Raw genomic sequence first — 20,580 nt, forward strand, 5'->3', positions numbered from 1 at the left:
ATGCTCGTCCCAAGGCTGTTTCGATGACGACGGGGTGGGGCATGGTCGACGACACCGGCAGGGACGACGCGGACACGAGCGACGAGACGGAGGAGGACCTCCCGTACTACACACCGCCGTTCGGCAGGGAAGAGGTCCCCGGGTTCCTCGACCGGCTTGTCGCCCACCTGCTCGCGGGAGAGACGCGGGAGGCCTTCACATTCGAGGGGGTGGAGGTCGAGGAGTCGCAGGGGGTCTGGCTGCTCCCGCTCGGCGGCTACGACCCCGACGCCGACGAGTCGCTGCAGCCGAACCCGCCCGCGGACCTCGTGGTCCCCGAGGGCGGATTCGCCGCCTACGCGGAGGAGTGGACGGAGGGCGTGCGCCGGACGCTGCACGAAGCGTGGGGCGCGCCGATGGTGCGCAAGCCGTCGCTCGTGGGGGAGAACCAGGATCCGGAGGGCATCCTCGACGTCGTCCTCGTCTCGGTCGGCATCCCGGAGGCGGAGATGTGGGACCGCGGCGATCTGTACTGCGTGCTGGTCACGAACTGGGACGCCGAACCGCGGCAGAGCATGCTGCGCCAGGCGATGGTCGTGCTGCCGCGGGAGTACGCCGTCGGCAGCCTCAGCGCGCTCCTGCCCGAGGAGGACATGCACAACGACCTCCTCATGAACGGCGAGCATCCGCTCGAGCTGCGGCGCCGCGCCTGGCTGCTGAGCACGCTGTTCGGCGCCGGGGAGGTGCGGCTGCGCGATGTCGACGTCCCGGCATCCCGCTTCAGCCTGCAGTCGCGCAGCGGGGTGACGACGGTCTGGACGTTCACGGACGACGGCCGCATCCTCGTCCTCATCCAGGACCCGACGTCGACGTTCGCGGACGAAGCACCGGCGCAGTTCCTCGCCGAGGTGGCGCAGCAGCACGGTGGCGAGGCGGCGGACGTCGTGGACTCCTCCGAACGGGAAGCGGATCTGGCGGAGGCGTGGCTGATCCTGGCCGCGCGCATGCTCGACAGGGTGCCGGATGACCTCCGTGCCCTCATCGCCGCCCGTGGCGAAGACGCCCGCGGCGCGGTCGCGGAGCACGACCTGGAGTTCCGCATGCTCGGCGACGAACCTGTGCCGGTCATCACCGGCGCGGTGTGGTTCGACGGAGCGCACTGGTGCGTCTCGCCCTCGCTCATGGAGATCGGCCGCCGCAACGACTTCGGCATGGACGACTTCGGTTTCGGCGCCGCGGTGCGGCAGCCGTATCGCCTCGGAGGCGCGCTCACCCTCGACGAGATGTCCCGGGAGGGCGACGAGCGGCGCGCCTGGTTCGAGCAGGTCTTCGCCGCGTGCCCGTACCCGGAGCAGGACCGCCCGTCCGACACGGACCGCCTCGGCTACGCGGTACCGACGAGCGGCGACCATCACGACCTCGTGGCGGACATCGAGCGCGTCACCAGAGCGTGGTGGGAGCGCTCGCCGGAGGACGCCGACTGGGCGGATCGGACGTTCGAGATCGGCGGACGCGGGCTCCGCGACGACCACGGTCGGGCGCTCCGCGTCGTGCTCGCCTCGGGGGAGCGCTGGACGGTCGATGCACTCCAGGCCTGGGCGGACGACCTCATCCGCGTCATGGGCGAACGGTGGGGAGCAGCGGGGGAGATCCACGCCCGCAACGAGAAGACCGGAATCGATCGCCGTAGCCCGCTCACCCGCGTCATGCGCGCCACGGGCCTCCTCACCGCGCCGCTCTGGTGGGTGAACGGCCACGCGGTGGCCGTCGTCGCCGGGACACCCGACCCCTCCTACGGCGACGACCCCGAAGTCATCATCGTCATCGCGCGACCGGACGCCGTGCTCGACCTCGCGCGGGGGAGCAGTCCCTGGGAGCTCCGCATCCGCTCCCGGATCATCTCCGACGTCTCCGCCCTCGTGGGCGGCGCCCCCGCGTCCGAACCCGTGCCGTGGAACGGCCCGCCGCTCGCGGGCGCCTCCCTCGTCCCCGATGCGATGCGCGGCGGCTTCCGCACCGGCGACCACTTCTGGACGTGGCACTTCACGCACGACGGGCGCGGCCTCCTCCTGTCCCATCAAACGGGTCCCGACGCCGCGGCGCGACCCGAGCCCACCTTCGAGGAACAGCTCTCCCTGTTCGGCGGGGTGCCCGATGACCTGCTGTCGCTCGTGGTGGACCGAGACCCGGGAGGGTTCTTCCCGGTCGTGCATCGCGAGGCTTCGGCCCCAGGCCCCGCTGAGACCTGCGGCCTTCTCCCCGGCGCGACGACCCTGCCCGCCGTGCACGCCGTGTTCTGGAGGGATGACGTCGACTGGCGCGCCTCGGAAGGGATGCTGCGACGGGTGCGCTCTGCCCTCGACCCGGACGACGTGAACACGACGAACCCCCTGGAGACCATTTACGCCGAAGCCCTGGGGGTGCCGCAGCTCCAGTGGGCGCTGCGGATGGGGGACCGCATGGGGCCGCCGACCCTGCTGGATGCGCCGTACGCGAGCTTCGTCTTCGATCGGGTGCCCGAGCGGGAGGAGATCGAGCAGGTCTACGCGGGCCTCGGGGTGTTCCCCGATCTCGCACTCACGGGCACGCTCAACGATCTCCTCGACGTCGTCGTCGATGCTCCGGGATACCGGTTCCTCCTCGACGCCGCGCTCAGCAACCCGCATGCCGACCGCCGCCGCGAACTCGCGCTCTGGCTCTTGGACCAGCGCCTCGACGCGTCCTCCTCCCTGTCGTTCCTGAGCCCGGTCAACGTCCTCTTCGCCAACCCCACGCTGGACGCGGAGGACGAGCCGGTACTGCGACGCCTCCTCGAGAAGGGGGCGATCCCGGGCCCGACACCCGTCGCGACGCTCCCGGAGGGTCATCCGTTCGTGCAGCTGCTGGATCGCGATATGGAGGAGACCGCGCTGGCGCCGCTGGTGCGGACCCTCCTCGTGCACGGCGATGTCGATCCCGCGACGCCGGCTCTCCCCGACGGCCGCAGCTTGCTGGACTTCGCAGCCGGCCCCTTCCCGCACGGACGGTCCAGGGACGCGCTCGCGTCGGCGATCCGCGAGATCGCCGTGGGCAGGAACCTCGACACCGAGACGGAGCCGGAGCGATGAGCGCTGAGCCCGGAGCGCGCGGGGATGATGCGGAATCGTACGCCCGTGCCCTGCGCACCGTGCTCGACACGGAGAGCGAGCGCGTCGCCGCCGCCCTGGGGGACCTGCACCGCGCCGCCGTCGAGGCGGAGAACGGCGTGGAGGCGATCCTCATCGACGTCTTCGTCGACCAGGACGGCGAGGGCCCGTTCGACGTCTGGGCGCGGTTCGAGGGGGCTGACGCCTTCGCGCTGGACCGACGTCTCGACGAGCAGCGCCATCTGTTCGGGGTCGAGTGGACCGCGGACGGCTGGGAGCCCGCGGTACCCTCGCGCCCGCGCCGGTGGACGCGGGATCGCCTGGAGGAAGCCGTCCTCGTCATCGTCGCCGAGTGGATCGAAGGCCTCCTCCCCGCGGACGCGAAGGAGGGCCTCTTCTGGGTCGGCGCGCCGGACCTCGGCTACGCCTGACCGCGCGCGGGTTGCCGCGAACGGCCCGACCGCCCGTCGCGCGGTGATAACGTCGGGCTATGAGTGACCGCGTGAGCGTCGAAGCCCTCCGCTATGCCCAGGCTGTCTCCGAGACGCACTCCTTCGGCGCGGCCGCGCGTGCCTACGGCGTGACGCAGCCCGCTCTCTCGACGGGCATCTCCAAGCTGGAGGACCGTCTGGGAGAGCGCCTGTTCGAGCGCTCGCCCCGCGGAGTCGTCCCGACGGCGTTCGGTGCGCATCTGCTCCCGGTCATCGACCGCGCGCTCCTCGCCGTGGACCAGGTGGCTGCCGAGGCCGCGCGCTGGAACCGGTCGGCCGATGCACGGGTGCGGGTCGGCGTCTCCCCGCTCATGAACCCGGCCATCGTCGCTCGTGCCTACACGGCCGTGTGTGCACTTCCCGCTTCTCCGGCGCCGCGTCAGCTCGTCCTCCGCGAGGCGAACGTCGCCGACCTGCGGCGCGAGCTCTCCGCCGGGGAGCTCGACCTCATCCTCGTCCCGTCCGTCGCCCCCATGCCGCGGTTCCGGCACCGTATCGTCGACGCGGAGCCCGTGGTCGTCGTCGACCAGGAGCCGTCGCCGGACGGCCCCGTGGAGCTGAGCGACCTGACGGACGCACCCCTGATCCTGATGCCGGACACGTGCGGGCTGACGACCTTCACCACCGATCTCTTCGCTGCGAACGACGTTCCGCTGAGCGCCTACGACGGCGAGGCCGCGACCTACCGTGTGCTCGAGGAGTGGGCCAAGCTCGGCCTCGGCACGGCGGTGATCCCGCGATCGAAGCTCGCGTCCCCGGACGCGCCGCACCGCACGCTGCGTGAACGCGGCATGGACGTGGAGATCTTCTACGAGGCCGTCTGGGATCCTTCCTCCCCGCTCGCGGACGACCTGGCCGAGCTCACCGCCGCGCTCTCGCTGGATCCCGCCGCCGTCCGGTCATAAGCAGTCGTTATCACTCCATCATGCGCGCTCGTCTACTGCGGCGGGCTCTCGCTTCGTAGCGTGGAGACGAGACGGCACTCGCCGTCCATGACGGAGAGGAGCCGCACAATGGCCGAGCTCGACAGGGAATTCACCGGACGCACCGCGATCGTGATCGGGGGCACGAGCGGGATGGGTCTCGCCATCGCCGAGCGGATCGGACGGGAGGGCGCGACCGTCGTCCTCGTCGGCCGGCGCGGGGAGAAGCTGGAGGCGGCGCGGGCGTCTCTCGTCAGCCACGGCATCGACGCCATCACTGTGCAGGCGGACCTGACGGACCCCGCGAGTGTGGCGGCGCTCCGCGCCCGCCTCGCCGCGGAGCACGCCGACGCCGATCTCCTCGTCAACGCGGCGGGCGTCTTCGCGCCGAAGCCGTTCCTCGAGCACACCGAAGCCGACTACGACGCATATCTGGACCTCAACCGGGCGACCTTCTTCGTCACCCAGACGGTGGTCTCCGGCATGGTCGCGCAGGGCCGCGGCGGAGCCGTCGTCACCCTCGGTTCCATGTGGGCGCACCAGGCCATCGCCGCGACGCCGTCGTCGGCGTACTCGATGGCTAAAGCCGGCCTGCACTCGCTCACGCAGCACCTGGGGATGGAGCTGGCGTCGCACGGCATCCGCGTGAACGCGATCGCCCCGGCGGTCGTGCGCACCCCCATCTACGAAGGCTTTATCCCGAAGGACGAGGTCGACGAGGTGGTGTCGAGCTTCGACGCCTTCCACCCGCTGGGCCGCGTGGGGACCCCGGAGGACATCGCCGAGGTCGCCGCGTTCCTGCTGTCCGACCGGGCCGGCTGGGTGACCGGAGCGGTCTGGGACGCGGACGGCGGCGTGATGGCCGGGCGCAACTGAACCCGCCCTCTCCCGACGCTCCGGGAACCTAGCTGCTCGGCGAGGTCTCCTCAAGCCCCTCGATGACAGCGGCTCCGGCGGGAAGACTGGGGCCAGCCCGATCGAAGGAGGAGACATGGAATCGACACCCGACGACGTCGGCGGTCAGCCGCTGCGCGACGGCGACGCGACCACCGAGGCCGACCCGAGCAACGATCCCGCTCAGGCGGAATGGGAGCGCACGGAAGCCCTCGACGAGGGTGCGACGCCGGAGGAGTTGGACGCGACCACCGCGACGGGCCGTGATCCGGACGAGATCCCGGACCCCGACGACCAGGTGCCGGCGGCGGACCTGCCGGGTTCCGCGCGGTAGTTCACCCGGAGCGAGGAGACCCGCACATTCCGCAGGCCGAGACGTTCGAGGCGGGCGGACCACGACTCGGTGAACTCCCTCCGCGCCTGGGCCCTGTCGCCCACGACGGTGAAGCTGCGGGAGGGGCACCGTGCGATCAGCATGCGCCACTGCGCATCGGTCAGCTCCTGGGCCTCGTCGACGACGATGTGACCGAAGGGGCCGGCGAGTTCGTCCGGCGGGAGCGGGGGAGGCACGTCCGCTCCGGCGAGAACGTTGCGCGCATCCTGACCTCGCAGGATCGACATCACCTTCATCTCGCTGTCGTCGCTCGCGACGAGGTGCTCGACCACCGCCGACATCTGCTCCTGCGCCGCGGCCGCCGCGCCCTGCCGGCGGTGCTGCTCGCGGACGACCTCGGGATCGCCGATCCGGCGGTGCGCGGCGTCGAGGAGGGGAAGGTCGGGATCCGTCCAGGGCGCCCCCTCGGCACGGTGCAGCAGGGCGAGCTCCTCGGGCGCGAGGTCGGGGGCGCACTGCGCGAGCAGCGTCGGGGACGCCCAGAGCGCGGCGACCACCGCTTCCGGCGCCAGCAGCGGCCACGCCCGTACGAAGGTCCCGGTGAGCTCGTCGTCCTGCCGCAGCCACCGGCGGATCGAGGACTCCGGGACATCCTCGTCGCGCACCTGGTCGACGAGCAGTTCCAGCAGCTCCTCCCAGACCTCGTCGCGGGCCTCGTTGAGCGGGGAGGCGGGATCGGCCGCGGCGAACAGCTCGCCCCAGTCGTCTCGGCTGATCCACAGATCGGCCCACGGCGTCTCGATGCGGAGCGCGTGCCTCGGCGGCCGGGTCAGGACGGCGACCGCCGCCTCGATCACCTGGTCCGGGTCGAGGCCCTGCTTCAGCTCGGCCACGCGGGGGTCCTGCTCTGCGACCGCGCCCGCGCCCTCGGGTGTGAGGTCGCGCAGGGTGCACAACCGCACCGTGTCCTCGCCGAGACTCGGCAGCACGTCCTCCACATAGCCGAGGTACTGCGGGTTCGGACCCACGAGGAGCATGCCGCCGGCGCCGTTCGTCAGCCGCGGCTCGGCGTACAGGAGGTGCGCCGCCCGGTGCAGCGCGACCACCGTCTTCCCGGTGCCGGGCCCGCCGTCCACCACGAGAGCGCCGGGGGAGGGGGCGCGAACGATGGCGTCCTGATCCGTCTGGATCGTCGCCAGCACGTCCCGCATCCGCCCGGTGCGGTGCGCCTCCAGGCTCGCGAGGAACGCGGACTGATCGTCGAGGGATGCCGCACCGTCGAGACCCTCCGGCGACAGGGCCTCGTCCCAGTAGTCCGTGATCCGGCCTGCGTTCCATCGGTACCGTCGCCGGGAGATGAGTCCCCGGGGGTCCTCCCAGGTCGCCGCGAAGTACGGTTCGGCTGCCGGAGCCCGCCAGTCGACCAGCAGACGGGTGCCGTCCGCGTCGGACACCCCGGCGCGCCCGATGTACACGGGCGGGCCCTCCGCAGGGGTCATCCGCCCGAGGCACATGTCGATGTCGAAGCGCTCCCGCAGGCGCAGGGTCGCACTGAGCCGTCGGATCTCGAGGTCGCGGTCGACCGCCGTCACACCGGCGTCCGCGGCCTGCCGACGGACGAGGGCGAGACGAGCGGTCAGGGCGTCCCGCTCCCGGGACAGCGCGGCGCCGAGACGCCGGAGGTGGGCACGATCGACGGTGATGAGGGCATCCGCGGATTTCGCCGCGTGGTCGTCGGGCAGGGTGAAGGGGTCGAGCACCGGAGGTCTCCTTCGCGAGAGCGGGCGGGGGCACCCGAGCCGTCGATTCTGCCTCGCGAGGGGGGCCTTGTGGCAAGCCCCCACCCCGGCGATATCCTGGAAGTGCAGGGAGACGAGGGGACCTCATCATGACCCATCGGATCGGCTACCTCATCGGCAGCCTCGCATCGGACTCGATCAACCGCGTCCTCGCCACGGCGCTCGTGCGGCTCGCCCCGCCCGACCTGGAGCTCGTGGAGATCCCCATCCGGGACCTCCCGCTCTACAACCGCGACGACGAGCTCGAACCCGTCGCCGCGGTCACCGCGTTCAAGAGTGCCGTCGAGGGGGCGGACGGTCTGCTGCTCGTGTCGCCGGAGTACAACCGCTCCATCCCCGGTGCGCTGAAGAACGCCATCGACTGGGGTTCGCGGCCGTGGGGGCACAACTCCTTCGCGCGGAAGCCCACCGGCATCATCGGCGCCTCGACCGGGGCGATCGGCACCGCTGTCATGCAGTCGTCGATGCGGAGCGTGCTGAGCTTCCTCAACGCGCCGCAGCTGAACGCCCCGGAGGCGTACATCGCGTTCCGGCCCGAGGTGTTCGGTGCCGACGGCACGGTGCACGACGCCGACACCGAGAAGTTCCTCGCGCACTACATGGAGGAGTACGCGGCGTTCGTCGAGCGGGTCCTCTCGCTCACCGCGCCGGGTCACGTCGGCGATCGGTAGGCCGTGCTCGCCGTGTCAGGAGGGCATGTCCGCGACGAGGGTGCTCAAGGCCATGGCGTCATGGGGCGCGTGCCCGCGGGCGTCGTTGTCGAAGTACACGTAGACGTCGCGCGGCTTCCCGTCGTCGGCTCCTGAGCCGTCCGCCCATCCGCGGATGAGGGCCGCCCACTCCCGCAGCTCCGCGTCCGTGTACCCGCTGTGATAGAGCATCTGCGCACCGTGGAGTCGGACGTAGACGAGGTCCGCGGTGAGGGCGTCGAAGCGAGGCCATTTCCCGGCGGTGTCGGCGACGACGAGGGAGGTGCCGTGCTCCTGCAGAAGACGCAGGCTCGACGGATCGGCGAACGAGTCGGAACGCGGTTCGAGGGCGTACCGGAGTGGGCGGTCGGCATCGATCTCCAGCCACGCCCGGTCCTGCAGCCGCTCGTCATGACGTCGAGCGAGCGCGAGGGCCTCCGCCGTCGTCCGGGGAAGGGTGTCGAGGAACGACTCCAGGAGCTCGGCGTCGAAGCGCTGACGCTCGGGGAGCTGCCAGAGGATCGGTCCGAGGCGGGGACCGAGGGCGAGGACCCCCGACGCGAAGAAGTTCGCCAGCGCCTGCTCGACGTTCCGCAGCCGGAGCATGTGACTGACGTAGCGCGAGCCCTTGACCGCGAACACGAAGTCCTCGGGAACGCTCGCCGCCCACCGCCGGTAGCTGTCCGGCCGCTGCAGGGAGTAGAACGAGCCGTTGAGCTCGACCGTGGGGAACAGCGATCCGATGTGTTCGAGCTCTCGTCGCTGCGGCAGGCCGCGCGGGTAGAAGTCGCCGCGCCACCGGGCGTACCGCCATCCGGAGACGCCGATGCGGACCCGGCCTCCACCGCCCTTCCGCGTCATCGCCGCCTCCGTCGGGTCAAGCCCCTTGCCGCTGTCATCCGGCGTCGGCAAGCTGGAGACATCCACGCCGAAGGAGGAGAAGCCATGTCCCTGAATGACCATCCGATCGACGATGTGAAGCCCGAAGCCGACCTGCAGGAGCAGGAGCGCCTCGCCGCGGAGACTCCCGAGGACCCGGAAGCGCCGACCCCCTCGGCACCGGAGCCGCACCCCATCGAGGCGGATCCCGCGGATGCCGCGGAGCAGCGGATCGAGGTGCCCCTGGACGAGGACGGCCTCGACGAGCCCGCCGACGACTGACCGCCTCCGGCGGTGTGCGCGCCGGAGTGGCGTCGGAGACTGCGGAGAGGCGTCATGGTGCACGACCGTAGTCCGGCGGGCGCGCGCGTTCGCCGGGGTTGACGCTCGGCGGGACGGCGGCTAGCCGCGGGGTATGCCCTCTCGACGGGACCGCCCCAACTCGGTGCTGCCGAGAGGGCTCACCGTCCTACCCGGACGGTTGGGGAGGCGGCGAAGTCTCGCTGTCTCTACGGCTGATCCCCCAGAGATTCAGCCGGTAGCCCCCGCTACGAGAGCAGGATATCCCTTAATCTCCTTGTCCGCCATTTGGGGGACAAAGATTTCTTCGAAAATTCTGCGCGGCTCCGATCCCTGTCGCCGATGCGAGCCGTTCCGTAGGGTGGGGGCATGGACAGGATGCTCGTCTTCGCCGGTCAGGTCGCGCTCCCGGTCGGGCACCGGGTCGAGGTCTCCGAACTCGTCGACCCGCAGACGGACGAGCCGGTCGTCCTCTCGCTGCTCGACCTCGATACCGGTATCCGCTACCGTCGCGCCGAGGAGCCGCGGGCCGAGGTGACGCACTGGATCGGTCGCGTCCTCGACTGCACGGTGGCGGTGGGCGTCGCTCCGCGGACGTCGCTGCTCCTCGACCCCATCGGGCCCTCGGCCAGCGGCGCGGGCATCGCTCTGCGGGGCGCGGACGAGGCGGTCAACGCGGCCAAGGCCGAGGCTGATCGCTGGGGTGGATCGGATCGGCCCCCGCCGGAGGAGCCCGAACGCTTCTGGTGACGGCCGGAAGCCGGGGCCCCTCGCGCTCCGGGGTCATCGGAAGTCCCGCGAGCGGTGCATGACCCCCGTGCGGAGGTCTTCGAAGGCGTCGGCGAGCACATTGACGACCCCCTCCGGTGAGCGCTCGAGGATGCCGCGGATGATGAGCGCGGGGGACTCTCGGGCGATGCGACCGAACCGTCCCCAGACCCCCGTCGAGCAGATCACGTTCACCAACCCGCTCTCGTCCTCGAGGTTGACGAACGTGACGCCGGCGGCGGTGGCGGGTCGTTGTCGATGGGTGACGAGACCGGCCACCTCGACGCGTCGTCCGGTCTCGTGGCGCTGCAGGTCCGCGGCGGTCAGGACGCCGCGAGTCCGGAGGTCGCCGCGGAAGTGCGTCATCGGGTGGTCGTCGGTCGAGATGCCCGTGGCCCAGAGATCGGCCGAGAGGCGCTCGTAGCTGGTCTGGTCGGCGAACAGCGGCGGCTGCACCGCCACCGTGGTCCCCGGGAGGAACCGGGCGCGGTCTTCCGCGGCGGCCCCGGCGAGCCAGATGGCCTCCCGGCGCTCCAACCCGAGGCAGGCGAAGGCTCCGGCGGTGGCGAGGGCCTCCACCTGCGCGGCCGTGGCATCGGTGCGACGCACGAGGTCGTGCAGATCGCGGTAGGGACCGTGAGCCTCCCGTTCGGCGACGATGCGCTCCGCCATCGGCACCCCGATCCCGCGGATGCCGCTGAGGCCCAGACGCACCGCGAACCGTCCGTCCCTGCGGTGCGTCGCGGACTCGTCCGCCGCGTTCCTGTCGAACCGGTGCACGGGCGGCTGCGGGTCGGCCAGGCAGTCGGCCCTCCCGGTCGTGCCCGCCGCGTCCGGGGTGAGGGGTTCGAGGGTCTCGGTGGCGCCGGAGAGATGCAGATCCGGGCGGCGGACCTCCACGCCGTGCCGACGGGCATCCGCCGTGAGGGTCGCAGGGGAGTAGAAGCCCATCGGCTGCGAGCGCAGCAGACCCGCGAGGAAGGCCGCCGGGTAGTGCAGCTTCAACCACGAGCTCGCGTAGACGAGCAGCGCGAAGGACAGCGAATGGGACTCGGCGAACCCGAAGTTCGAGAACGCCTGGATCTGCGCATAGATCCGGTCGGCGGCCTCGTCGACGAGCCCGCGGCGGGCCATCCCCGCATACAGCTTGTCCCTGACCTTCTCGATCTTCTCCAGACCTCGCTTCGACCCCATCGCGCGGCGCAGCAGGTCGGCCTCATCGGCGGTGCAGTCGCCGACGGCCGTGGCCATCTGGATGAGCTGCTCCTGGAAGATGGGGATGCCCAGAGTCCGCGCGAGGATGTCCTCGAGGTCGCTGTGCGGGTACGGGATGGGGAAGTCCTCCGGGGGCTCGCCCCTGGCCTCCCGCTCCCGGTTCGCTTCGTCCACCCTGTCCTTCGCCATCTTGCGCCGGACGAACGGGTGCACGGCGCCGCCCTGGATGGGCCCGGGACGGATGAGGGCGATCTGGATGGCGAGGTCGTAGAAGCGTCGCGGCTGCAGCCGGGGGAGCAGCCCGATCTGCGCGCGGGACTCCACCTGGAAGACGCCGATCGAATCGGCACGGCAGAGCATGTCGTAGACGCCGGCCTCCTCCTTCGGCAGGGTCTCCAGCGTCCACTCCTCGCCCGTCGCCTCCCGGACCAGGTCGAAGCAGTGCTGCAGTGCCGCGAGCATGCCCAGGCCGAGGAGATCGAACTTCACCAGCCCCATGAAGGCGGCGTCGTCCTTGTCCCACTGGATGACGGTGCGGTCCTCCATGCGGGCGTGCTCGACCGGCACCACCTCACCGACCGGCCGGGCGGTGAGCACCATGCCGCCCGAGTGGATCCCCAGGTGCCGCGGAGCCTTCAGCAGCTCGGCCGCGTAGTCGAGCACGGTGTCGGGGATGTCGTGCCCCTCGACGGGTTCGAGTCCCGACCCCCAGCCGTCCACCTGTCGCGACCAGGAGTCCTGCTGCCCCGGCGAGTGCCCCAGGGCTCTGGCCATGTCGCGGACCGCGTTCTTCGGCCGGTACTGGATGACGTTCGCCACCTGAGCCGCCCGCTCCCTGCCGTACTCCCGATAGACCCACTGGATGATCTCCTCCCGCCGCCGCGAGTCGAAGTCCACGTCGATGTCCGGCTCCTCCGTGCGGGTGGTGGCGAGGAAGCGCTCGAAGGGGAGGCGGTAGAGGATCGGGTCGACCGCGGTGATGCCCAGCAGATAGCAGACCGCGCTCGCCGCAGCGGAACCCCGGCCCTGGCAGAGGATGCCGCGTCGCCGTGCTTCCGCCACGATGCCGTGCACGATGAGGAAGTACCCGGGGAAGTCCTTCTCCTCGATCACGTCGAGTTCGCGGGCGATGCGCCGACGGCCGTCTTCGTCCAGCCGCGGATACTTCGACGGGACCGCCTCCCAGACCAGGTGCCGCAGCCAGCTCATCGGGGTGTGCCCCGACGGCACGTCCTGGCGGGGGAGGGCGGGACGCGCCATCCGGAGCGGGAAGGCCGAGGCCGCGGCCAGCTCCAGACCGTGCGAGATCGCGCCGGGGTACCGTCGGAAGCGGGCGGTCATCTCCGCCCCGCTGCGCAGGTGCGCGCCGCCATGGGCCGGCAGCCAGCCGTCGAGCTCGTCCATGCTCCGGACCGCGCGGACCGCGGCCACCGCTTCGGCGAGAGGGGCTTGGTCCGGGCGGGCGTAGTGCACGTTGTTGGTCGCCACGACGGGCAGCCGCATCCGACGGGCGAGCTCGGCGAGGGTGTCGTTGCGCCGGGTGTCCAGCGGATCGCCGTGGTCGAAGAGCTCGACGGCGATGTTGTCGCGCCCGAAGAGGTCGACGAGGTGACGCAGCGGCGCAGCGGCGTCTCCGGCCTCCAGCCCCTGCCGTACCGCCCCCTTGCGGCAGCCGGTGAGGATCGTCCAGTGCCCGTCGGCGGTCCCGGCCAGCTCGTCGAGGTCGTAGACCGGGCGCCCCTTCTCCCCGCCGCGCAGCTGGGCCGCGGTGATCGCCCCCGACAGACGGTGGTATCCCTCGAGGCCCCGGGCGAGCACGAGCAGATGCGTGCCCGGCGGATCGGCGGCCCCCTGCGGAGCGGAGGGGAGGTCGAGGGAGAGTTCGGCGCCGTAGACGGTCTGCAGGCGCAGCTCCATGAGCTCCGCCAGCTCGGCGAAGCGGGCGGCACCGTAGAACCCGTCGTGGTCGGTGAGGGCGAGCGCGCTCAGGCCGAGACGTTCGGCCTCCGCGAGCAGGTCGTCGGGGGAGGACGCCCCGTCGAGGAACGAGTAGGACGAGTGCGCGTGCAGCTCGGCATAGGGCACCGCCTCCTCTGGCCGCTCCGGGAGGGCCGGGGGGACGAGCTTCCGCGGGCGACTCACCGGCCCGGGATCCGGTCGGAGTCCCGGGGGTGCGGAGGCCGCTTCGGGGATGGGTTCCCCGCTGAGAGTGCGTTCGAGCTGATCCCAGGTCAACGGCGGATTGTGCCAGCCCATCAGCGGTACCTCCCCTCGGCCCACCAGCGCTCGCCGGCCAGGAAGACCAGCCAGGCGCGGTCGCGGTCGTCGACGATCTGGAGCCGGTGTCCTCGTTTGCCGCCGCCCGTGCTCCAGCGCCGTTCGTGCACGGGCCACGGGCCGGCCCAGGCCTGCACGGTCGCCCCGTCGATGCGGGCGGGATCGTGCGTGAGGGCGCCGCGGTCATCGACGTCGATCGTGCTCCCGTCCGCCGCGACGACGCCGATGGGACGCGGGGGCCGGAACACCTCGGAGGGGAGGGGATCCGGGAGGCTCCCCGGCCAGGGGGACCGCGGATCACGCGGAGGCACCGGACGCTCGCCCCATGGCGTGAGCACCTGGCGGTCGGCGAGCCAGCGCCCTCCGGAGAGGGCGGCGGTGACCACGCCCTGATGCCCCAGCATGGTCTGCACCCGCGAGACCGCGTGATGCAGCCGCTCATCGGTACCCGAGCCGAAGAGCCCCGGTTGGTGGTGGGCGGCGTCGTCCACGGCGACGGGGAGGAGACGGGCGGCCACGATGCCCCCGAACGCCCTCGCCTCGTCGACGGGTTCGCGGGCGGTCAGGGCGGCCAGCGCCTCCAGCTGCCAGCGCACGCGGTCCACGAGGTCGGCGGCATCGAAGCTCGTCGGATGCAGCCAGGTGCGGGAGTGGACGACGCCGTCGTCGTCGGTCAGGTCGATCCGCACCTCGGTGCACACGAGGGACGCATCCGCCAGGGCGAGCATCACGGCATCGGCGGTCTGCCGCACGGCGAAGGCCACCTGGTCGGTGCCGCCGAGAGGGGACTCGAACTCGATGGTCCTGGCCAGTTCGGGATCCGGCGGCCGAGGGGCCAGCGGGCGGGAATCGGCGCCGGCGGCGAGGGCCTGCAGGCGGGCGCCGTGCTCGCCGAAGCGGTCGCGGACGTCGAGAGGGGCGAGCGCGGTGAACTCGCCGAGGGTCCGCACGCCGAGGCGGAGGAGGAGATCGCTGATCTGCTCGTCGCGGAGTACCTGCACGGGATAGGGGGCCAGGAACTCGCGGGATCCGCCGGGCGGGACGACGGTGCAGGCGGCGGCGCCGCGGGCCGCGATCTCGGCGGTGAAGGGGCCGTCGGCGACGCCGACACGCACCTCGGGGAAGCCGGCCGCAGCGAGGACCGCGGACAGCGCCGCCGCCGCTTCGGCCTCTCCGCCGTGATAGCGGGCGATGCCGCGGGCGCGCAGGATCGCGAGGCCGGGGCGCAGGAGCGTGACGCCGGGGGCGTGCTTCTCGATGAGCTGCAGCACCGGGACGAAGGCGCGCTCGTCCTTCTCGGCGTCGTGGGGGAGGACCTGCAGCGAGGAGAGCAGGCCCTGGGCGACGCGGCGGCGCTGCCCGATGCGGACGCCGTGCGCCCGCGCCGAGGCGGTGCAGGCGACGACCGTGTTCGCCTGCACCAGGGCCGTCGGCGGATGCGGCCCTCCGCCCAGCACCGCCCGCAGTGGCCAGTCGGGGAACCAGAGCACGAGGACGCGGAGAGGAGCGTTCATCCCGCCTCCGCCCAGAAGAGGAGGTCGGAGGACGCGGACGCACCGCTGTCCGTCGGGGAGGGGGCGAGCGGCGGCAGGGCGGTCAGCTCCGCGGCCGCGGTCTCCACGGCTCCGTGTCCGCCGGGCAGTCGCACGCGCACGCTCGAGGCGCGGGGGCTGTGCCTGGTCCGCGCGGTGACCGTCACCGTGCAGTCCGAGAGCAGCCCCCACCCCTCGCCGAGCCCGTGCCAATCAGGATCGTGCAGTCGGATGGTCCCCTCGCTCTGCGCCCAGCGGCCGGCGCCCGGTTCCTCCGCCACGAGCAGCGTGGCCCCGCGGTCGCGCAGGCGGGCACTCAACCGGGAGACATCGGCGTCCCGTGCCCTCGTCGTCGGCTGCACGACGATCAGGGGCACCACCTCGGCCAATGCGGACGCCGCCGCGAGCCAGCGGTCTCCCGGGTCGGGGACGAGGATCAGCCGGCTCAGATCGATGCCGTAGGCGGCGGCGGCCTCGACCCCGAGGGTGGGCATGCCGATCACCGCGCACCAGTGGCCCCGACCGGAGGAGGCGCTGAGCAGCGCGAGCACGAGGGCGGGCGAGGGGGAGACGGTGTACGAGGTGCCCGTCTGCAGCCCTTCCTCCGGCAGCAGCGCCGCGAAGGCGGGATCGAGGGGGAGGAGCGTGTGCTCGCTGCGCCGTCGCTGCATCCGGCTGATCTCGCGGCGCAGTCGCAGCACCTCTCCGGCGCGGGTGTCGCTGGTCGGAGAGAGCGCGGTCATCGCATCGAGCCCGATCCCCATGTATCCATCCTCGAAGATATGTACGAATAAAGCAAGTGATGAGACTGACGCTAGTTCGTACATCCGACATCGCCGCCTGGTTGTCCACAGGGCGCTCCGCGCCGTCCCGGATCTCCCTACCCTGCCGGGATGGACATCCGTCTCGCCCTCCTCGGTCTCGTGCACGGCGCCCTCCTCGGGATCGGCATCCTGCTCACCGTGATCGACGTCCGCACGCACCGACTGCCGAACCGCATCGTGCTGCCCACCCTGGCCCTGCTGGTCGTGGCGGTCTCCGTCGACGCCGTCGCCACCGCAGACGCGGAGCCGCTCGGCCGCGGCCTGCTCGGCTCCCTCGTGCTCGGTGGCTTCTACGCCGTGCTGCGGATGATCAGCCACGCGGGCATGGGAGGAGGAGACGTGAAGCTCGCCCTCGTGATCGGACTCCTCCTGGCGTGGCACGGCTGGGGAGCGTTCCTCCTGGGCGCGTCGTCCGCCTTCGTGCTCGGGGCGGTCTTCGCGCTCGTGCTCCTCGCCGCGGGAGGGGTCGACCGGAGGACGCGCATCGCCTTCGGGCCGTGGATGGTCGCGGGGGCCGTCCTCGGTGTCCTCGGGGGCTGACCGTGCAGGTCGCACCGAATGGGGGAGGGCGGCGCTACCCTGGGCACATGGCACTCGCACGACTTCACGGCGGCCCGCTGGACGGGCAGATCATCCCCCTCGACGACGACGCGGACGACAAGCTGATCGTCCCCTACAGCGAGACGCAGGTGGTCTACAACCGCCGCGGCGAGCCGCAGAACACAGGCGAGGGCGACGGCCCCACCGAGGTCGACTACTGGTTCGAGGAGGCCCTCGAGGACCTCACGCTCGAGGATGACTGAGCCCTCTCGCACCGTCGAGGTCGAGCGCAAGTACGACGTCGACGAGGGGACTCCGCTGCCGGACTGGGCGGCGATCCCCGGCGTCGATGCCGTCTCGCCTGCCGAGCACCGTGCCCTCGACGCCCGCTATCTGGACACCGCAGACGGCGCGCTGGCCCGTGCCGGTGTCGCCCTGCGTCGTCGCTCCGGCGGACCGGACGAGGGGTGGCACATCAAGGGTCCGCGGCAGGGTGACGGCCGGGTCGAGCAGGGCTGGCCCCTCGGTGACGAGGAGATCCCGACGGCGGTGCGCGAGGCGATCGCCGTCTGGACGACCGCGCCGCTGGAGCCTCTCGCCCGCATCGAGAACGACCGGACGGCGTACCTCCTCACCGGACAGGACGGCGTCGTGGCGGAGTTCGTCGACGACCACGTCCAGGCGACCGACCTGCGCACCGGGGCGCGACGTGCGTGGCGGGAGTGGGAGGTCGAACTCGGGCCCGCAGGCCCCTCCGACGACGCCGGCCGCTCGGCGTTCTTCGCGGCGATCGAAAGCGCCGTGCGCGCGGTCGGCGGCCGAGAGGCGAGCTCCGACTCGAAGCTCGCCCGCGCCCTCGGCTTCTAGGCCGCGGACTCTCCGGACGCAACCCCTTTCCGCGTCCGGCTCCGGGGTGGTTGAGTGACGACATGAGTCGACCGCCCGTGCTCCGATCGCTGCAGACGATCGTCCCCGAGACCGTCCTCGTGCAGGAGCAGGTGCGCGACGTCTTCGCCGCCCAGCCCGATCTGGGACGGCTGGCGCAGCGCATCGTGGCGACGTCGTTCAACGTCTCCGGCATCGACACGCGGCACACCGTCATCGCGGAGCTGGCCGATGACGCCGACCAGGATGAGCCGTTGTTCTACGATCGCGCCTCCGGACGGCTGCTGGCGCCGGGAACGAAGGCGCGCAACGAGGTCTACACGCGTGAGGCCTCCCGTCTCTTCGTCGAGGTCGCGCGCCGCGCCCTCGAGGCGGACCCCGACCTGGACCCGGCGGACGTGACGCACGTCATCACGGTCTCCTGCACCGGCTTCCATGCCCCGGGCCCCGAGTATGAGATCGTGCGTGGGCTCGGCCTGTCCGATGCCGTCCAGCGCTATCACCTCGGCTTCATGGGGTGCTACGCCTCGATGCCGGCCCTCCGCGCGGCCGCACAGTTCTGCGCGGCCGATGAGAACGCGGTCGTCCTCGTCGTCAGCGTCGAGCTGTGCACGCTGCATCTGCGCTCTTCCGAGGATCCGGACACCATCGTGGCCTCCTCCCTGTTCGCGGACGGGGCTGCCGCCGGGATCGTGACGGCTCGGGACCTGCCCACCGCCGTCCCCGCGCTCCGGCTGAACGGCTTCCACACGGCGATCGTGCCGGAGGGCGTGGACGACATGGCCTGGACGATCGGCGACTCGGGCTTCGAGATGATCCTCTCGACCGCCGTCCCACAGATCATCGGGGAGTCGATCATCGGGGCGCTCACGCCGCTCTACGGTCGTGAGGACGGCCTGGCGGCGGCCTTCGCCGCCGGCCGGGTGGGCGAGCGGGTGCGCCACTGGGCGATCCACCCCGGCGGGCGCAGCATCCTCGATCGGGTGCAGGAGCGGATGGCCCTGAGCGACGTGCAGTTGCGACCCGCGCGCGAGACGCTCCGGGAGTACGGGAACATGTCGAGTGCGACCGTGCTGTTCGTGCTGAAGCGCATCCTCGAGCAGGAGGGCGCGGATCCCGGTGACCGCGTGGCGGCGATGGCCTTCGGCCCGGGGCTCACCGCCGAGAGCGCGCTGCTGACCGTGGTCGCGCCCGCACCGTGAGCCTGGACCTGTCGGCGCGTGCCGTCGACCTCGTCGAGCTCATGGACGACCCCGACGCGGATGAGGAGGCGCTCGGTCGCACGTACCGGCGCTTCAGCGCCGTCAACGCGGTCGTCTCGCGCCCCGGACGGCTGTATCGGCGGGACATCCGTCCCCGGGCGGCGGCCGGGCGTGTGCTGCGCATCCTCGACATCGGCGCCGGTGGCGGCGACCTGTGCCGCGATCTGGTCCGGAGACTGCGTCGCGACGGCCTCCGCGCCGATGTCACCGCCCTGGACGCCGACGAGCGTGCGATCCGCTGGGCCTCGGCACACGACGACGGTGCAGGGATCCGCTATCGCCACGCGTTCTCCGGGGACCTCGTGGCGGCGGGCGACACCTATGACGTCGTGCTCTCCAACCACGTCCTCCATCACCTCGACGCCGCAGCGCTGCACGCGGTGCTCGACGACTCCCGCGCCCTGGTCGGTGATCGCGGACTCGTCTCCCACCACGACATCGCCCGCAGCCGCCTCGCCTACGGGGCGTTCGCCGTGGGCACCCGGCCGTTCGCGGGAAACCTTCTCGCGGGCTCCTTCATCCGAGTCGACGGCCTCCTGAGCATCCGCCGCTCCTATACCCCGCGGGAGCTCGCGGCCGTCGCGCCGCCGGGCTGGGAGGTCCGGTCGCACCTGCCCGCTCGGCTCGAACTGCGCTGGGAGGGTGGCGATGGTCGACCATGATGTCCTCGTGGTCGGCGGTGGTCCGGTCGGGCTGCTCCTCGCCTGCCTCGTGGGGCAGGACGGTCGCCGGGTGCGAGTGTGCGAGCGTCGCTCCGAGCCGGGCACGCAGACGCGGGCGATCGGGATCCATCGACCGGGGCTCGATGCCCTCGACGCCGCGGGAGTGGGTACCGGTGTGCGCTCCGAGGCGCTCCGCCTCTCCGGCGGCGAGGTCCGCAGCCGCGGCCGGCGACTCGCCGCCCTGACCTTCACCACCGAGCGTCCGATCCTGACGCTCGCGCAGCCCCGCACCGAGGAGCTGCTGCGAGACCGTCTCCGGACGCTGCAACCGGATGCGCTGCAGTCCGGCTCCGTCGTCCGCTCGGTCCGCGACGAGGGGCCGTTCGTGCGGGTATGGATCGACGGCGAGCACGGACGTCGGGAGGAGACGGCGTCGATCGTCGTCGTCGCGGACGGCGTCCGGAGTCCCCTGCGGGAGGCGTTCGGTGCGGGGTGGCTGGCGCGCACCGGATCCGCAGGCTACGCGATGCTCGACGTCGACGATCCGCCGGCCGACCATCGCGCCGTGCTGTACTTCGAGCCGGACGGCCTCGTCGAGTCCTTCCCCTTGCCGGGCGGCCGGCGCCGCTGGGTGGTGCGCGAAGACCGTGGTCGGACGGTGTCCACAGCCGCCGAGCTGGCGGACATCGTCGGTCACCGGACCGGGGAGAGGCTCGAGGTCGACCCCACCGCGCCTGTCTCCTCGTTCCGCGCGGCCCAGCACGCGGCTCGACGGCTGCACCGCAGACGGATCGTGCTGCTCGGCGACGCCGCGCACGAGGTGAGCCCGATCGGCGGCCAGGGCATGAACCTCGGCTGGGCGGATGCGCTCCGGCTGGTCGCGGCGCTGCGCCGGACCGACCGCGGCGCCGCCCCCGTCCTCGACGGCTTCGCCCGGGAGGTCCAGCGGGCGGCGCGGAAGGCGCATCATCGCTCCGCGTTCTTCATGGCGATGGGGGCTCCGGCGGTCGCCCCGGTCGTCGCCGTGCGGGAGGGGCTGGTGCGTACGCTCGGTTCCTCCGCGCTGCGCCCGTGGACGACCGGTCTCATCACGATGCGCGGCCTCTGACGCGAGAAAGGCCCGGGGCCCCCGGGCGGGCCGGGGGGGGGGGGGGGGGGGGGGGGTGGTGTGGGGGTGGGGGGGGGGGGGGGGCCCCGGCCCC

18 protein-coding genes are annotated in these 20,580 nt (G+C 72.1%); 13 read left to right on the top strand and 5 right to left on the bottom strand.

What is annotated here, in order from left to right:
* Positions 1 to 23 precede the first annotated feature (23 nt).
* The 4 genes from M4D53_RS14875 to M4D53_RS14890 all read left to right on the top strand — a co-directional run bounded on the left by M4D53_RS14875 (position 24) and on the right by M4D53_RS14890 (position 5,394).
* Entirely contained in the window at positions 24 to 3,086 is a 3,063-nt protein-coding gene (locus M4D53_RS14875; protein ID WP_259954773.1) for a hypothetical protein, read from the top strand.
* A complete protein-coding gene (locus tag M4D53_RS14880; RefSeq protein WP_187661830.1) occupies positions 3,083 to 3,535 on the top strand; it encodes a DUF6389 family protein in 453 nt (150 codons plus the stop codon). The genes M4D53_RS14875 and M4D53_RS14880 overlap by 4 nt, the downstream gene beginning before the upstream one ends.
* Positions 3,536 to 3,594: 59 nt before the next feature.
* Positions 3,595 to 4,500, top strand: coding sequence for a LysR family transcriptional regulator (locus M4D53_RS14885; RefSeq protein ID WP_187661829.1), 906 nt, complete (start codon positions 3,595 to 3,597; stop codon positions 4,498 to 4,500).
* A 108-nt stretch (positions 4,501 to 4,608) separates the two neighbouring features.
* Entirely contained in the window at positions 4,609 to 5,394 is a 786-nt protein-coding gene (locus M4D53_RS14890; protein ID WP_259954774.1) for an SDR family NAD(P)-dependent oxidoreductase, read from the top strand.
* 201 nt (positions 5,395 to 5,595) lie between these two features.
* On the opposite strand, the gene helR is transcribed toward M4D53_RS14890, so the two are convergent.
* Positions 5,596 to 7,506 carry an RNA polymerase recycling motor ATPase HelR gene (helR, locus tag M4D53_RS14895; RefSeq protein ID WP_259954775.1) on the bottom strand — a complete coding sequence of 637 codons (1,911 nt, stop codon included), beginning with the start codon at positions 7,504 to 7,506 and terminating at the stop codon, positions 5,596 to 5,598.
* Positions 7,507 to 7,631: 125 nt separating this feature from the next.
* On the opposite strand from helR, the gene M4D53_RS14900 reads away from it, so the two are divergent.
* Positions 7,632 to 8,216 (top strand): NADPH-dependent FMN reductase, encoded by a 585-nt coding sequence (locus M4D53_RS14900; protein WP_187664183.1) that lies wholly within the window; start codon positions 7,632 to 7,634, stop codon positions 8,214 to 8,216.
* A gap of 15 nt (positions 8,217 to 8,231) precedes the next feature.
* On the opposite strand, the gene M4D53_RS14905 is transcribed toward M4D53_RS14900, so the two are convergent.
* Positions 8,232 to 9,095: a DUF72 domain-containing protein gene (locus M4D53_RS14905; RefSeq protein WP_259954795.1), complete on the bottom strand. Its 864-nt coding sequence runs from the start codon at positions 9,093 to 9,095 to the stop codon at positions 8,232 to 8,234.
* Positions 9,096 to 9,179: 84 nt separating this feature from the next.
* Here M4D53_RS14905 and M4D53_RS14910 point away from each other — a divergent pair, with 84 nt between their 5' ends.
* Together M4D53_RS14910 and M4D53_RS14915 are read left to right on the top strand one after the other, a co-directional pair.
* Entirely contained in the window at positions 9,180 to 9,395 is a 216-nt protein-coding gene (locus M4D53_RS14910) for an Rv3202a family protein (protein WP_187661823.1), read from the top strand.
* Between the two features lie 387 nt (positions 9,396 to 9,782).
* On the top strand, positions 9,783 to 10,163 hold the full coding sequence (locus M4D53_RS14915; protein WP_259954777.1) for a hypothetical protein: 381 nt from the start codon (positions 9,783 to 9,785) through the stop codon (positions 10,161 to 10,163).
* Positions 10,164 to 10,196: 33 nt separating this feature from the next.
* On the opposite strand, the gene M4D53_RS14920 is transcribed toward M4D53_RS14915, so the two are convergent.
* From M4D53_RS14920 to imuA', 3 genes are read right to left on the bottom strand one after another with little or no spacing between them, the layout of a single operon-like run.
* Positions 10,197 to 13,652, bottom strand: a complete 3,456-nt coding sequence (locus M4D53_RS14920; RefSeq protein WP_259954779.1) for an error-prone DNA polymerase — start codon at positions 13,650 to 13,652, stop codon at positions 10,197 to 10,199.
* The gene (locus M4D53_RS14925) at positions 13,652 to 15,187 is read right to left on the bottom strand and encodes a Y-family DNA polymerase (RefSeq protein WP_187661820.1); all 1,536 of its coding nucleotides are present in this window, start codon (positions 15,185 to 15,187) and stop codon (positions 13,652 to 13,654) included. Before M4D53_RS14925 ends, M4D53_RS14920 begins: the two co-directional genes overlap by 1 nt.
* Positions 15,184 to 15,969 (bottom strand): DnaE2-dependent mutagenesis accessory factor ImuA', encoded by a 786-nt coding sequence (gene imuA' / locus M4D53_RS14930; RefSeq protein ID WP_259954781.1) that lies wholly within the window; start codon positions 15,967 to 15,969, stop codon positions 15,184 to 15,186. The genes M4D53_RS14925 and imuA' overlap by 4 nt, the downstream gene beginning before the upstream one ends.
* A gap of 129 nt (positions 15,970 to 16,098) precedes the next feature.
* Here imuA' and M4D53_RS14935 point away from each other — a divergent pair, with 129 nt between their 5' ends.
* The 6 genes from M4D53_RS14935 (at position 16,099) to M4D53_RS14960 (ending at position 20,486) form a co-directional block, all read left to right on the top strand.
* A complete protein-coding gene (locus tag M4D53_RS14935) occupies positions 16,099 to 16,569 on the top strand; it encodes a prepilin peptidase (protein WP_259954783.1) in 471 nt (156 codons plus the stop codon).
* A gap of 47 nt (positions 16,570 to 16,616) precedes the next feature.
* Complete coding sequence (locus M4D53_RS14940) at positions 16,617 to 16,832, top strand: response regulator (RefSeq protein WP_187661817.1); 216 nt, start codon at positions 16,617 to 16,619, stop codon at positions 16,830 to 16,832.
* Positions 16,825 to 17,436 (top strand): CYTH domain-containing protein, encoded by a 612-nt coding sequence (locus tag M4D53_RS14945; protein WP_259954785.1) that lies wholly within the window; start codon positions 16,825 to 16,827, stop codon positions 17,434 to 17,436. Before M4D53_RS14940 ends, M4D53_RS14945 begins: the two co-directional genes overlap by 8 nt.
* Before the next feature lie 62 nt (positions 17,437 to 17,498).
* On the top strand, positions 17,499 to 18,656 hold the full coding sequence (locus M4D53_RS14950) for a type III polyketide synthase (protein ID WP_259954788.1): 1,158 nt from the start codon (positions 17,499 to 17,501) through the stop codon (positions 18,654 to 18,656).
* Positions 18,653 to 19,378 (top strand): methyltransferase domain-containing protein, encoded by a 726-nt coding sequence (locus M4D53_RS14955; RefSeq protein ID WP_259954790.1) that lies wholly within the window; start codon positions 18,653 to 18,655, stop codon positions 19,376 to 19,378. The genes M4D53_RS14950 and M4D53_RS14955 overlap by 4 nt, the downstream gene beginning before the upstream one ends.
* The gene (locus tag M4D53_RS14960; protein ID WP_259954792.1) at positions 19,365 to 20,486 is read left to right on the top strand and encodes an FAD-dependent oxidoreductase; all 1,122 of its coding nucleotides are present in this window, start codon (positions 19,365 to 19,367) and stop codon (positions 20,484 to 20,486) included. Before M4D53_RS14955 ends, M4D53_RS14960 begins: the two co-directional genes overlap by 14 nt.
* The last annotated feature ends 94 nt before the right edge of the window (positions 20,487 to 20,580 follow it).

It is taken from the genome of Microbacterium meiriae (genome assembly GCF_025143875.1).
Classification (GTDB): domain Bacteria; phylum Actinomycetota; class Actinomycetes; order Actinomycetales; family Microbacteriaceae; genus Microbacterium; species Microbacterium meiriae.

Bases quoted from the DNA above. Each gene is read 5' to 3' on its own strand.
- M4D53_RS14890 (WP_259954774.1), top strand. From the start codon at position 4,609: ATGGCCGAGCTCGACAGGGAATTCACCGGACGCACCGCGATCGTGATC.
- M4D53_RS14920 (WP_259954779.1), bottom strand. From the start codon at position 13,652: ATGGGCTGGCACAATCCGCCGTTGACCTGGGATCAGCTCGAACGCACT.
- M4D53_RS14925 (WP_187661820.1), bottom strand. From the start codon at position 15,187: ATGAACGCTCCTCTCCGCGTCCTCGTGCTCTGGTTCCCCGACTGGCCA.
- M4D53_RS14935 (WP_259954783.1), top strand. From the start codon at position 16,099: ATGGACATCCGTCTCGCCCTCCTCGGTCTCGTGCACGGCGCCCTCCTC.
- M4D53_RS14950 (WP_259954788.1), top strand. From the start codon at position 17,499: ATGAGTCGACCGCCCGTGCTCCGATCGCTGCAGACGATCGTCCCCGAG.
- M4D53_RS14910 (WP_187661823.1), top strand. From the start codon at position 9,180: ATGTCCCTGAATGACCATCCGATCGACGATGTGAAGCCCGAAGCCGAC.
- M4D53_RS14940 (WP_187661817.1), top strand. From the start codon at position 16,617: ATGGCACTCGCACGACTTCACGGCGGCCCGCTGGACGGGCAGATCATC.
- M4D53_RS14875 (WP_259954773.1), top strand. From the start codon at position 24: ATGACGACGGGGTGGGGCATGGTCGACGACACCGGCAGGGACGACGCG.
- M4D53_RS14945 (WP_259954785.1), top strand. From the start codon at position 16,825: ATGACTGAGCCCTCTCGCACCGTCGAGGTCGAGCGCAAGTACGACGTC.
- imuA' (WP_259954781.1), bottom strand. From the start codon at position 15,969: ATGGGGATCGGGCTCGATGCGATGACCGCGCTCTCTCCGACCAGCGAC.
- M4D53_RS14915 (WP_259954777.1), top strand. From the start codon at position 9,783: ATGGACAGGATGCTCGTCTTCGCCGGTCAGGTCGCGCTCCCGGTCGGG.
- M4D53_RS14960 (WP_259954792.1), top strand. From the start codon at position 19,365: ATGGTCGACCATGATGTCCTCGTGGTCGGCGGTGGTCCGGTCGGGCTG.
- M4D53_RS14880 (WP_187661830.1), top strand. From the start codon at position 3,083: ATGAGCGCTGAGCCCGGAGCGCGCGGGGATGATGCGGAATCGTACGCC.
- M4D53_RS14885 (WP_187661829.1), top strand. From the start codon at position 3,595: ATGAGTGACCGCGTGAGCGTCGAAGCCCTCCGCTATGCCCAGGCTGTC.
- M4D53_RS14905 (WP_259954795.1), bottom strand. From the start codon at position 9,095: ATGACGCGGAAGGGCGGTGGAGGCCGGGTCCGCATCGGCGTCTCCGGA.